At 54.3% G+C, this 13506-nt stretch carries 11 protein-coding genes; all 11 read left to right on the forward strand.

Annotated features, from left to right (window positions below):
* The first annotated feature begins 2 nt into the window (after positions 1 to 2).
* The 11 genes from ABD931_RS03790 (at position 3) to ABD931_RS03840 (ending at position 13494) form a co-directional block, all read left to right on the forward strand.
* Positions 3 to 536, forward strand: coding sequence for a VOC family protein (locus ABD931_RS03790; RefSeq protein WP_345264103.1), 534 nt, complete (start codon positions 3 to 5; stop codon positions 534 to 536).
* A gap of 71 nt (positions 537 to 607) precedes the next feature.
* Entirely contained in the window at positions 608 to 2206 is a 1599-nt protein-coding gene (locus ABD931_RS03795; protein WP_345264105.1) for a glycoside hydrolase family 43 protein, read from the forward strand.
* Between the two features lie 26 nt (positions 2207 to 2232).
* Positions 2233 to 3099, forward strand: coding sequence for a sialate O-acetylesterase (locus ABD931_RS03800; protein WP_345264107.1), 867 nt, complete (start codon positions 2233 to 2235; stop codon positions 3097 to 3099).
* A 17-nt stretch (positions 3100 to 3116) separates the two neighbouring features.
* Positions 3117 to 4049 carry an alpha/beta hydrolase gene (locus ABD931_RS03805; RefSeq protein WP_345264110.1) on the forward strand — a complete coding sequence of 311 codons (933 nt, stop codon included), beginning with the start codon at positions 3117 to 3119 and terminating at the stop codon, positions 4047 to 4049.
* A gap of 21 nt (positions 4050 to 4070) precedes the next feature.
* Entirely contained in the window at positions 4071 to 5744 is a 1674-nt protein-coding gene (locus ABD931_RS03810) for a GH39 family glycosyl hydrolase (protein WP_345264112.1), read from the forward strand.
* A gap of 19 nt (positions 5745 to 5763) precedes the next feature.
* Positions 5764 to 6891 carry an esterase gene (locus ABD931_RS03815; protein ID WP_345264114.1) on the forward strand — a complete coding sequence of 376 codons (1128 nt, stop codon included), beginning with the start codon at positions 5764 to 5766 and terminating at the stop codon, positions 6889 to 6891.
* 57 nt (positions 6892 to 6948) lie between these two features.
* Complete coding sequence (locus tag ABD931_RS03820) at positions 6949 to 8127, forward strand: alpha/beta hydrolase-fold protein (RefSeq protein WP_345264116.1); 1179 nt, start codon at positions 6949 to 6951, stop codon at positions 8125 to 8127.
* Positions 8124 to 9203, forward strand: a complete 1080-nt coding sequence (locus ABD931_RS03825; RefSeq protein WP_345264118.1) for an alpha/beta hydrolase — start codon at positions 8124 to 8126, stop codon at positions 9201 to 9203. The genes ABD931_RS03820 and ABD931_RS03825 overlap by 4 nt, the downstream gene beginning before the upstream one ends.
* Before the next feature lie 26 nt (positions 9204 to 9229).
* Positions 9230 to 10348, forward strand: coding sequence for an alpha/beta hydrolase-fold protein (locus ABD931_RS03830; RefSeq protein ID WP_345264120.1), 1119 nt, complete (start codon positions 9230 to 9232; stop codon positions 10346 to 10348).
* Between the two features lie 27 nt (positions 10349 to 10375).
* Positions 10376 to 11527 carry an alpha/beta hydrolase-fold protein gene (locus ABD931_RS03835; protein ID WP_345264122.1) on the forward strand — a complete coding sequence of 384 codons (1152 nt, stop codon included), beginning with the start codon at positions 10376 to 10378 and terminating at the stop codon, positions 11525 to 11527.
* A 41-nt stretch (positions 11528 to 11568) separates the two neighbouring features.
* Complete coding sequence (locus ABD931_RS03840; protein ID WP_345264124.1) at positions 11569 to 13494, forward strand: alpha/beta hydrolase-fold protein; 1926 nt, start codon at positions 11569 to 11571, stop codon at positions 13492 to 13494.
* The last annotated feature ends 12 nt before the right edge of the window (positions 13495 to 13506 follow it).

Consider the following 13506-nt stretch of genomic DNA (forward strand, 5'->3'; position numbering starts at 1 on the left):
AAATGCTGAGGAAAACTCACTTTATCCCTAAATGTGTCATTTTTACACTATTTGTTTTTAGTAGTGTTTTAACGGCTCAGGCCCAATCCAATTTTACCAGCAAAACTATTGGCATTGGCGTCGTGGTCGCCGATCTCAACCGCTCCCTGGACTTTTATGTCAACGGAATCGGCATGGTAAAAACCGGAAGCTTCACCATCAATGAAGAATTCTCGAAACGCTCGGGTCTGGCAAACGGTGTTGCGACGAACGTAACCATTCTGAAGCTCGAAAACAGCCCGGAAGCTACCGATTGGAAGCTGATGAGTTTCAATACGAAAGCGTCGCATCCGAAGCCCAGGTTCATTCAGGACGATACGGGGATGCAATACATTACCATTAACGTGAAAGCGCTGAAGCCAATAATTGACCGGTTGACGCAGATGAAGGTGCCTTTTCTGGGCAGTACGCCCACACCCCTGAATGGGAAATCGCACTTTGTGTTGGTGCAGGACCCTGACGGAACATTTATTGAACTGATTGGCCCACTGGAATAGGCATAAGAGCGAATGAGCGAATGAGTGAATGGGTAAGGGTTGGCTTCGCAACATGTGATTACTACTTTTTTATGAACGTAAAGCATTTATCGATTTGGTTAGGGGTAGTTCTGATCCTGTTGGTGCAGGTTTCAGCCATTGCCCAGAATGCCCGTAACCCGATCATCTTCGCCGATGTGCCGGATATGGCTATGATTCGGGTAGGCGATACGTACTACATGAGCAGCACCACCATGCACATGAGTCCGGGCTTACCCATCATGAAATCGAAAGACCTGGTGAACTGGCAACTGGTTGGCTATGCGTATGATACGCTGGCGAGTGTTGATGCCCTGAACCTGACCAATGGTAAGAGCACCTACGGCCGGGGTTCGTGGGCCAGCAGCCTACGCTACCACAACGGCACCTACTACGTCACCACCTTTGCCCAGACCACCGGCAAAACCTATATCTTTACCACGAAGAATATCGAGAAAGGTCCCTGGAAAGAGGTGTCTTTCAAGCCTTCGTACCACGACCATTCGCTGTTTTTTGACGATGATGGTCGGACGTACCTGATCTACGGCGCGGGTAAGCTAAAGCTGGTCGAACTCACCGCCGATGCGTCGGGTGTGAAGCCCGGCACCACCGAACAGGTTTTGATTGAGAATGCCAGTACACCCTCAGGCACCGGTGGGGGCCTGCCCGCCGAAGGGTCACAGCTTTTCAAGGTGAACGGTAAGTACTACCTGTTTAACATCACCTGGCCAAAAGGTGGTATGCGGACGGTGGTGATTCACCGCGCCGACAAACTCACCGGCCCCTGGGAAGGTCGGGTAGCGTTGCAGGATTTGGGTGTGGCGCAGGGCGGACTGATCGACACGCCAGACGGCAAGTGGTATGCGTACCTGTTCCGCGACTTCGGCGGGGTGGGCCGCATCCCGTATCTGGTGCCGGTACGTTGGGAGGATGGCTGGCCGGTGCTGGGCGAACATGGAAAAGTACCCGAAACGCTTGACCTCCCGGCCAGCAAAGGTCTGATTCCCGGAATCGTTGCTTCGGATGAGTTTACCCGCAAAAAAGGTGACCCCGCGTTGCCCCTGGCCTGGCAGTGGAACCACAATCCCGACAACGCCCTCTGGTCGGTGACGGAGCGGAAAGGTTACCTGCGGCTGAAAACCGGCCGTACCGACACCTCGTTTGTGATGGCCCGCAACACGCTCACGCAGCGAACCATCGGCCCGGAATCGGTAGGGTCTACCGCGCTGGATGCATCGAACCTGAAAGACGGCGATTTTGCCGGGCTTTGCCTGTTGCAGAAAAACTACGGGCTGGTGGGCGTGAAGGCCGAAAACGGCAGCCAGTTTATTGTCATGGTCAGCGCAACTACAGGTAAGCCGGTCGAGGTGCAGCGCATTCCGCTGCACCAGAAAACGGTCTATCTGAAAGTCGAATGCCATTTCCGGGACCGCAAAGATATCGCCTATTTCTTTTACAGCCTCAACGGGAAAACCTGGACAGCCATTGGCGAACCGCTGAAAATGCCGTACACCATCCCGCATTTCATGGGCTACCGCTTTGGTCTGTTTACGTACGCCACCGTTAAGGCGGTCCAACCGCAAACGGGTGGTTTCGCCGACTTTGACTATTTCCGGATTGCCGGCACGCTATCCGGTTCAGGAAACGAGTAACCCTTTTATGCCTATACCCCTGTCAAATGAAAAAAATAGCCGCAATACTGCCGTTGTACTTCCTGCTGATGAACCTCAGCGCTTCGGCACAGGACAAGAACTTTTACATTTTCCTCTGTTTCGGACAGTCGAACATGGAAGGCAACGCCAAAATTGAACCGCAGGATACGGTCAATGTAAATCCGCGTTTTCAGGTAATGGAAGCCGTCGACTGCCCCAGCCTAAACCGGCAAAAAGGACAGTGGTATACCGCCGTGCCGCCCTTGTGCCGCTGCAAAACCGGCCTGACCCCCGCCGATTACTTTGGCCGGGAGCTGGTTGCGAACCTGCCGGAGAAGGTCAGAGTGGGCGTCATCAATGTAGCCGTGGGCGGCTCTAAAATCGAGCTGTTCGACAAAGACCATTACGAAGCCTACACCGCCAATGTGCCGGGCTGGATGAAGAATTTCATCAGTCAATATGACGGTAATCCCTACGCGCGACTGGTCGAGATGGCCCGCCTGGCGCAGAAAGATGGCGTCATTAAGGGCATTTTGCTGCACCAGGGGGAGTCGAATACCAATGACACGCTGTGGACGAAAAAGGTGAAGGTGGTGTACGATAACCTGATCCACGACCTGGATCTGAAGCCCAAAAAAGTGCCGTTGCTGGCAGGTGAAACGGTCAGCGCCGATCAGGGTGGCATTTGTGCGAGCATGAACAAGATCATTGCCACGCTTCCGCAAACGATCAAAAACGCGCACGTAATTTCTTCGGCGGGTTGCACCGACGCGGCCGATAATCTGCATTTCAATGCGGCCGGTTACCGGGAGCTTGGCAAACGTTACGCTACCACAATGCTGTCTTTGCTGGGCTATAAACCGGCTCCGTTAGCTTCAGCAAACGGCAACTAAAGCGAACCCCCAATACCATGACACACGTTCATTCAATCAGACTAGGCAGAAAAGTAACCACCGTAGCTGCGTTGGCTGCTTGGTTATGGGCTTCGTCTATCGGTGCCAGTGCCCAGGAAATCATACCCTTGTACACGGCTGAGGTTCCCAACTCGAAGGCGTCGGATATAAAAGAGTCGGGGGCGGGAACCGGTTTGTTGAAAGGCATCACCAAACCCACGCTGGAGTATTTCAGACCCGCGCCCGACAAGGCATCCGGGGCGGCCGTTATCATCATTCCCGGTGGCGGTTACGGCGTGGTTGTGTACAACGGCGAAGGCGTTAATACGGCGAAAGCGCTGGCCGAAAAAGGCGTTGCAGCTTTCGTGCTCAAGTACCGCCTGCCCAGCGACGCCATCATGCCTGATAAGAAAATTGGCCCTTTGCAGGATGCCCAGCAAGCCATTAAACTGGTTCGTGAGCAGGCGGCTCAATGGGGGATCGACACCGGTAAAATTGGCATTCTGGGCTTCTCGGCCGGTGGGCACCTGGCTTCGACGGCGGCCACTCATTTCGAGAAGTCGTATGTCGAGAACGCCAGCAATACCAGCCTGCGACCTGATTTTCAAATTCTCATTTACCCGGTCATCAGTATGCAGGACAGCCTGACGCATGGTGGTTCGCGGGATAACCTGATCGGCAAAAATCCGTCACGGCAAGACGTCGAGCTTTTTTCCAATGAACTGCAAGTGCGCATGAACACGCCACCCGCATACCTGACCCACGCGGCCGACGACAAACTGGTCGACGTAGACAACAGCATCGCCTATTTCGAGAAACTCAGGCGTCTGAAAGTTCCCGTCGAAATGCACATCTACCCCAAAGGCGACCACGGCTTTATTTTCCGTCATCCCGGCTGGATGGAGCCGCTGTTCGCCTGGATGAAACAGAATAACTGGCTTAAGAACTAAGCGTACACCTTTTCCTGAACCATGAAACCTAACGTATTATTCAGTCTTTTCCTGCTCAGCTTCCGGCTTGCCTCTGCCCAGCCGATGCCGGTCTCGATGCAGGTCGATGCCGCAAAACCCATTGGTGAGATGAAGCCGTTCTGGGCGTTCTTCGGGTATGACGAACCCAATTACACCACCCGGAAGGATGGCCAGAAACTGCTGACCGAACTACAGCAGTTAAGCCCTGTGCCGGTATATGTGCGGGCGCACAACCTGCTGACCTCCAAAGGAAACAGCCCCGGGCCTGACCTGAAATGGGGGTATACGGATGCCTACCGGGAAGACGCCAGCGGTAAGCCCATTTACAAGTGGACGGTGGTCGACAGTATCATCGATACCTACGTGAAGCGGGGTATGAAGCCGCTGATGGAAATTGGCTTTATGCCCAAAGACCTGTCGGCCAAACCCGAACCCTACGAACACACCTGGAGCAAAGGCGGCAATATCTGGACGGGCTGGACCTACCCACCCAAGGATTACGACAAATGGCGGGAACTGGTGTATCAGTGGGTCAACCACAGCATCGACCGTTACGGAAAAAAGGAAGTAACGAGCTGGCTCTGGGAGGTCTGGAATGAACCGGACATCGGCTACTGGTCAGGTACGTTCGACGAGTACTGCAAGATGTACGACTATGCCGCCGACGGCCTGAAACGCGCCTGCCCCGAATGCACCATCGGTGGTCCGCACACCACCAGCCCCCGCAGCGACAAAGCGTATAGTTACCTGACCCGGTTCATTGAGCACTGCCTTCGGGGAAAGAATTACGCCACCGGCAAAACCGGAACGCCCCTGCAATACATTGGTTTTCATGCCAAAGGCAACCCGGAGTTTGTCGATGGGCATATCCGCATGAACATGGACGTGCAGTTGAAAGACATTCAGCGGGCATTTGAAGCGGTGAACTCGTTCCAGGAGTTAAAAAATATTCCGATCATCATCGGCGAGTGCGATCCCGAGGGCTGTGCCGCCTGCTCGGCCACGCGTGACCCGAAGTACGGTTACCGGAACGGCACGATGTATTCGAGCTACACGGCCGCGTCGTTTGCCCGTATTTACGAGCTGATGGACCAGTACAAGGTGAACCTGCGCGGGGCCGTGAGCTGGTCGTTCGAGTTTGAAGATCAGCCGTGGTTTGCCGGTTTCCGTGACCTGGCTACGCATGGCGTCGATAAGCCCGTGCTGAACGTGTTCCGCATGTTCGGGAAGATGGGCGGCCAACGGCTATCGGTCAGGACCGACAAAGGATTAAATGCAGGCGACATCATTGCCAGGGGCGTGCGGGCCGAAAACGACGTGCATGCCATTGCCAGCAAAAACGGAAATACAATTGGCGTTATGGTCTGGAATTACCACGATGACGATGTGACAGGCCCGGCCACTCCGGTTCAGCTAACCATCAGTGGTCTCGACAAAAACAAGGTGCAGGTACGCCATTACCGCGTAGATGACAAGCACAGCAACTCGTTCGAGGCCTGGAAAGCGATGGGAAGCCCGCAGCAGGTGTCGGCCAACCAGTACAAGAGATTGGAAGAAGCGGGGCAGCTTCAGGAGTTGACCCCACCAGCAATGAAAACGGTTACCAACGGCAAAACAACGCTCACTTTCGACCTGCCCCGGCAGGGTGTGTCTTTCCTGCAACTGACCTTATAATTCCTAAACAACAATGACTATGTCTAATCCCTTACCCCTTCGCTTCTGGCTTGTTAGCCTGCTGCTTTGTTTGAGCAGGCTAGCCCTGGCTCAACCGCCCGGCGGGCCAACGGTGGTATCGCCCCAAGTGCATCCTGACAATACAGTTACGTTTCGGTACCTTGCCCCCAATGCCAAAGACGTAAAGCTGAACGCCCAGTTTGAGAAATCACCCCTTCCCATGACCAAAGATGCGCAGGGTGTCTGGAGCGTAACGACGGGGCCGGTAAAGCCGGATATGTACCCGTATAGCTTCCAGGTTGACGGGATTTCGGTAGCTGACCCGAGAAACCCGGCCATCTTCCCAAACGAAGGTTTCCAAAATAGCCTGGTCGACATAACGGGTACTACACCCTTGGTGCATACCATCCGGAACGTTCCACACGGCACTGTGTCGTACCGGTACTACACCTCACCCGAACTGGGTCAACGGCCCGTGGTTGTCTACACCCCACCCGGCTACGAAACCGACACGAAAACAGCATACCCGGTGCTGTATCTGCTGCACGGCACTACGGATCTCGAAGAAACCTGGACCAAAGTGGGGCGGGCCAATATTATTCTTGACAACCTGATTGCGGAGGGAAAGGCTAAACCTATGATCATCGTCATGCCCTACGGACGGGCGTATCCGGTCATCAGCAAATCGTCCGGGAGTCTCCGCAACTGGGACAATCTACAGGCGTTCAAGAAGGATTTTCTGGGAAATCTGATGCCGTTTGTGGAGCAGAATTACCGCGTAAAGAAAGACAAAGACAGCCGCGCCATTGCCGGGTTTTCGGGTGGCGGTGGCGAAACGCTCTATCTGGGGCTGAACAATCCCGATTTGTTTAGCTGGGTTTGTGGCTTTGCACCGGGTATGCTCAAAGAGGAATTCGACCGGAACAACGCCACCGCGTTTGCCAACCCCGCCCAGACCAACCAGCGACTGAAGCTGTTCTGGATCGGTGTCGGCAAAGAGGATATGCTGTATCCGGTCATCAATGACTACCTGAAAGTGCTCGATGAGAAAAAGATCAAACACGAAACCCTGATTTCGGATGGTGGCCATACCTGGATGAACTGCAAGCTCTACCTGTCGACCATTGCCCAGAAGCTGTTTCAATAAACCATTGCCTATTCCTAAACCCGACACTTTCCTCAGTGTCCTTATCCGTTCAATACTATGAAGCTAAAACCACGTACACAACTATTGTTCGTCTGGGCAATGCTACTCGTGTTCGGGCAGGCCTTTGCCCAGCCGCCCCGGGGGCCGCTGGTGGTATCGCCCCAGGTGAACGCCGACAAGACCGTTACGTTCCGCTACCTGGCTCCGCAGGCCAAAGCGGTAGACCTGAGTGCGCAGTTTGAAAAAGGTCCCGTGCCCATGACCAAAGATGCGCAGGGCGTCTGGAGTGTGACGGTCGGCCCCGTCAAGCCTGATATTTACCCGTACAGCTTTCGGGTAGATGGTGTAACGGTGATGGACCCGGCCAACGTGGCGTTCTTCCCGAACGAGCGCTTTAAAGCCAGTTTGGTTGACGTACCCGGCGATTCGCCCCTGATCCACGCCATGCGCGATGTGCCCCACGGTACCATCAGCTACGAATACTACCCGTCGATGGAAGGTACAACCGGCTCGCTGGTGGTGTATACGCCACCGGGTTACGACCAGAATCCGTCGAAGAAATACCCCGTGTTTTACCTCATCAGCGGCACGACGGATACCGAAGAAACCTTTTACAAAGTTGGCAAAACGAACCTGATTCTGGATAACCTGATTGCAGAAGGCAAAGCCAAACCGATGATTATTGTAATGCCCTACGGCAATATCGCGGCTCGGGTAGCCGAGCAAACCGGCAAACCCAAACCCGGCGACCCAACCGTTCGGGATGGGGCCGATGCCGTAAAACGCGCCAATGACTTCGCGACGGATCTGGTGAAAAACGTCATTCCGTACACCGAGAAGAATTACCGGGCCATTGCCAACCGCGACAACCGGGCCATTGGCGGTTTCTCGCGCGGGGGCGGGCAAACGCTGCGGACGGCTTTTAGTAACATGGACAAATTTGCCTGGGTGTGCGCGTACAGTTCATACCTGTCGCCCCAGGAAATGGACGGTAATTTTAGTCAGATTGTGAATAAGCCCGACCAAACCAACAAGCAGCTAAAGCTCCTGTGGGTGAGCGTCGGCAGCGATGATTTTCTGTACAAGGGCACGGTGGAGTTTATGGATTACCTAAAAGCGAAGAACGTAAATTTCAAAAGCCTGATCACCGACGGGGGACACACCTGGATGAACGTGAAAACGTACCTTGCCGCTACTACTCCGCTTCTGTTTCAAGACCAAACCCCACGACCATGAACCGAATCGTCTATCTCCTGTCCATGCTGACCGTAGCGTCGTTATCGGCTTATGCGCAGCAGCGTCCGCCCGCCATTAGCTCGCCTGACGTACACCCCGACCATAGCATCACGTTCCGGTATTTTTCCCGAAACGCGAAAAAGGTAAGCCTGTCGGGCGAGTTTCTGAAAGCGCCCGTGGCTATGACCAAAGACACATCGGGTATCTGGAGCGTGACGGTGCCGCCCGTCAAACCCGACATCTACCCGTACAGCTTCACGGTCGATAGTGTGCAGATTGCCGACCCCAGCAATACCTACATCTTCGCCAACGAACGCTTCAAACGCAGCATCGTCGACGTACCCGGCGATACGCCCCTCGTGCATTCGCTCCGGAACGTACCGCACGGTAAAATCAGCTACCGGTACTACAAGTCGGGGACGCTGGGCACCACACGGCAGTTGCTCGTATACACCCCACCGGGCTTCAACCCGAACGGTAAAACCAGATACCCGGTGCTGTACCTGATTCACGGCGGCTCCGATACCGAAGAAACCTGGACCAAAGTAGGCCGCGCCAACCTGATCGCCGACAATCTGATTGCGCAGGGTAAGGCCAAACCCATGCTGATCGTGATGCCGTACGGCAATGTGCGTCCCGCGCCCATGCCCGATTTCACCAAAGACATGGTCAACGACATTGTGCCGTTTATTGAAACCAATTATCCGGTAATCAAAGAAAGTAAAGGCCGGGCAGTAGCCGGTTTCTCAGTGGGTGGCGGGCAGACGCTGAACATCGGTCTGACCAACCCCGACATGTTCGCCTACGTGTGCTCGTACGCGCCTTTCACGGCAACCGACGAGTTCAAAAAGAACTTCACCGACTGGTCGCCCGATGCCAATAAGCTCAACAGCCAATTGAAGCTTTTCACCATCAGCGTCGGCACGGAGGATTTTCTGTACGAGCCGGTGAAGCAGAACATCGCCATGTTTAACGACAAGAAAATCAAGGTAGAGCCGTTCATCGTGCCGGGCGGACATACCTGGATGAACTGTAAGCTGTACCTGGCCACTACCTTACCGCAGCTTTTCAAATAACTCAAACTCTCTGAACCCATACACAAATGACTACTAGTAAGACTATCGCGACCCTGTTCGCCATCGTTCTCACCAGCACTGCCTGTTTTTCGCAGGCCAGTCGTCCCGCCATCGCGGAGGACTTTAAATCCTCTACTCTGAATCAGCCGGGGCAGGAGTACCCGCAGGTAAACTCGCAGGGCTATGCCCGATTCCGGATCAACGCTCCTAAAGCCGACAGTGTGAAGGTAAGCCTTGGACTGGGTGGCCGGGGCGGCACCAAACTCACCAAAGGAGAAGACGGCTTCTGGACCGGCACCACCGAAGGCCCACTGGATGAAGGTTTTCACTACTACAACATCACCATCGACGGCGGCAAATTCAACGACCCCGGTGCCAAGAATTACTACGGCTCTGTTCGGTGGGAAAGCGGCATTGAGATACCCGCTCATGACCAGGATTTCTATGCCCTTAAAGACGTACCCCACGGCCATGTACAGCAGGTGCTTTTCCCATCAAAAAGTACGGGCACACCCCGCCGGGCGTTTGTGTACACCCCGCCGGGCTACGGAAAAAATAACACAAAATACCCGGTGCTGTACCTGCAACACGGCTGGGGCGAAGACGAAACGGCCTGGAGCAATCAGGGACACGCCAATCTGATCATGGACAACCTGATTGCGGAAGGTAAAATTAAGCCGTTTATCATTGTGATGACTTACGGCATGACCAACGAAGTGAAATTTGGTAAAATCCGGGAGTTCAAGATTGATCCATTCCAGACTGTGCTGGTCGACGAGCTAATTCCGTACGTGGATGCCAATTTCCGCACCCTCGCCAACCGCGACAATCGGGCGATGGCGGGACTATCGATGGGGGGCATGGAAACCAAGATGATTACCCTCAACAAACCGGAAACGTTTGGGTACTACGGCCTGCTAAGTGGCGGTGTTTACGCCCCGGAGGACCTCAACGGCAAGGCCAAACCAAAGCTGGTTTTCATTAGCTGCGGCAGCAAAGAACGACCCGATGGCGTCAGGAAAGCGGCCGCCGACCTGAAAGCCGCCGGCTACAATGCCGTGTCATATGTCTCCGAGAATACCGCGCACGAATTCCTGACCTGGCGTCGGAGCCTGCATGAGCTGGCACCGCTGCTGTTTAAGTAAGCCTGATTCATTCCCAAAACCTTAACCATGAAAAAGTTTTTCGCATTGCTGGTCGGCGTGTTAGCGCTGGGTCTGACAGTTCAGGCTCAGGATGCGGGCGTACCGGCATCCACCAATATTCCGGGTCAGAAATACCCGCAGATCCTGCCCGACAACCGCGTTGTGTTTCGCGTGAAAGCCCCGGACGCCCAAAAAGTGCAGATGGACCTGGGCCGGAAATACGACATGGTAAAAGACACGAGCGGTTTCTGGACCGTCACGACCGACCCCATCGTGGAAGGGTTTCATTATTACTCCCTGATTATCGACGGCGTTCCGCTTTGTGATCCGTCGAGTCAGACGTTTTACGGCATGGGCCGGATGGCGAGTGGCATTGACATTCCAGACAAAGACATGGACTACTACCAGGCTAAGAAGGTGCCGCATGGTCAGGTTCGCTCAGTCAGCTACTACTCCGATATGACCAAAGCCTGGCGACGGGCGAATGTCTATACCCCGCCCGGTTACGACGAAAACCCAAAAAAGCGTTACCCGGTGCTGTACCTGCAACACGGTTCGGGCGAAGACGAAACCGGTTGGCCTACGCAGGGTAAGATGAATTTCATTCTCGATAACCTGATCGCTGAAGGAAAAGCAACACCCATGATTGTAGTAATGGAGCGGGGCTACGCTACGGACCCGACTAAACCCGTCAGCACAACGGCCAGCGGGCCAGCCAGCATGAACAGCAATGTTTTCCCCGACGTACTAGTAAAAGAGGTAATTCCGATGATCGACAAGTCGTTCCGAACGCTCGCCGACCGCGATAACCGGGCGATGGCCGGTCTGTCAATGGGTGGGTTCCAGACCTTCCAGACCACGATGACCAACCTCGACAAGTTTGCTTACATCGGCGGTTTCAGCGGAGCGGGACGGTTGCAGCCGGGCGCTGACATCAAGCAGCTTTACGATGGTGCATGGGCCGATGCCGATGCTTTCAACAAGAAAGTGAAAGTAGTCTACGTCAGCATCGGTACCAAAGAGCCGGAGCGCATGTATGCTGGTGTGAAAGGTTTCCACGAAGCGCTTGATAAAGCGGGCATAAAACACGTGTATTACGAGTCGCCGGGTACGTCGCACGAGTGGCAAACCTGGCGTCGGTCGTTGCGGCAATATGCCGGCCTGATATTTAAAAAATAAAATCGTTGACGGCCCAATGGGCTGTCATTCACCCTTAAACTATGAAACGACTCTTTCTACTAGCCGCCATCATCGGCGTTTGCTGCTGTAGCAGCTTCGCCCAGCCCACCGACAAAGAAGCGCCTAAAGGCTTCGATCAGGTCCGGTCGGGTATTGCCATGGGTAAACTTGATTCGATCAGTTATCCATCCAAAACGGTCGGCACAGTTCGCAAAGCCTTAGTGTATACGCCCCCCGGCTTTTCCAAAAAGAAAAAGTACCCGGTGCTGTACCTGCTGCACGGCATTGGTGGCGATGAAAAGGAATGGCTCAACGGTGGCAAGCCGCAGGTCATTCTCGATAATCTCTACGCCGACAAAAAGCTGGAGCCGATGATTGTGGTCATGCCCAACGGCCGGGCCATGAAAGACGACCGGGCTATAGGCAACGTCTTTGACCGGGAAAAAGTAGAAGCGTTTGCTACCTTTGAAAAAGACCTGCTGACCGATCTGATTCCGTTTATCGAGAAAAAGTACCCGGCCCTGACCGACCGCGAACACCGGGCCATTGCCGGTTTGTCGATGGGAGGGGGGCAGTCGCTGAACTTTGGCCTGGGAAACCTGGATAAGTTTGCCTGGGTGGGTGGGTTTTCGTCGGCCCCCAATACGAAAAAACCCGAAGAACTGGTGCCAAATTCCGAAGCCGCCAAAAAGCAACTGAAACTACTCTGGATTTCGTGCGGGGATGCCGATGGGCTGATTTCGTTCAGCAAACGCACGCATGATTACCTGTACCAGCACGATGTGCCGCATATTTATTACGTTGAGCCGGGTGGACATGATTTCAAGGTCTGGAAAAACGGCTTGTACATGTTTTCGCAGTTTCTGTTCAAGCCGGTCGACAACGCATCGCTGACGAAATACACCGTTCTGGGCACTCCGGCCAGCAGCAACATCCGGAACGCCAGATACCCGCAGATTCTGCCGGATAACCGCGTTGTGTTTCGCGTAAAAGCGCCCGACGCGCAAAAAGTGCAGATCGACCTGGGCAAGAAGTACGATATGGTCAAAGACACGGCGGGCTTCTGGACTGTCACCACCGACTCCATCAGTCGTGGGTTTCATTATTACTCGTTGTTGATCGATGGCGTAGCCACCGCCGACCCGGCCAGTGAAACGTTCTACGGCATGGGGCGCATGGCCAGCGGTATCGAAATTCCGGATAAAGACGGCGGCTTTTACGCTCTCAAAGACGTACCCCACGGCGACATCCGCGTCAAGCGCTATCTCTCCAAAGCCACTAATACCTGGCGCGAAATGTACGTCTACACCCCACCGGGTTACGACAAATCGACGGAGAAGTACCCCGTGTTGTACCTGCTGCATGGTGGGGGCGAAGACCAGCGGGGTTGGGCAACACAGGGCAAAACAGACCTGATTCTGGATAACCTGATCGCCGAGGGCAAGGCCAAACCGATGCTTATCGTGATGCTCGACGGCAACATGAACATGCCCGGTGGTCTGGCCGGCTTCAACGAAAACGTGCTGCGGGCCTTCGAGAACGAACTGAAGCAGGGAGCTATCCCTTTTGTGGAAAGTAATTTCCGGGTGGAAACCGATGCGAAAGGGCGGGCGCTCGCAGGCTTGTCAATGGGTGGTTTACAGACGCTTTATGCCGGTATCAAGAACACCAATATGTTCTCTTCGCTCGGGGTATTTAGTTCGGGCTGGTTCGCCAATAACCCCAAGCTGTCGGACCCGCAGTATGCCTTCATGAAGGAGAACGCCGGCACCATCAATGGCAATCTGAAAAACTTCTGGATTTCAATGGGCGGTAAGGAAGATATTGCCTATCAGAATTGCCAGGTCATGATGAAGAAATTCGACGACATGGGCATCAGATACACCTACAGCGAATATGCCGGGGGGCATACCTGGCCCGTTTGGCGGCACGATTTGTTTCAGTTTTCGCAGGTCCTGTTCAGGTAGAGACGTAACGTA

This window comes from Nibrella viscosa, assembly GCF_039541875.1.
Classification (GTDB): domain Bacteria; phylum Bacteroidota; class Bacteroidia; order Cytophagales; family Spirosomataceae; genus Nibrella; species Nibrella viscosa.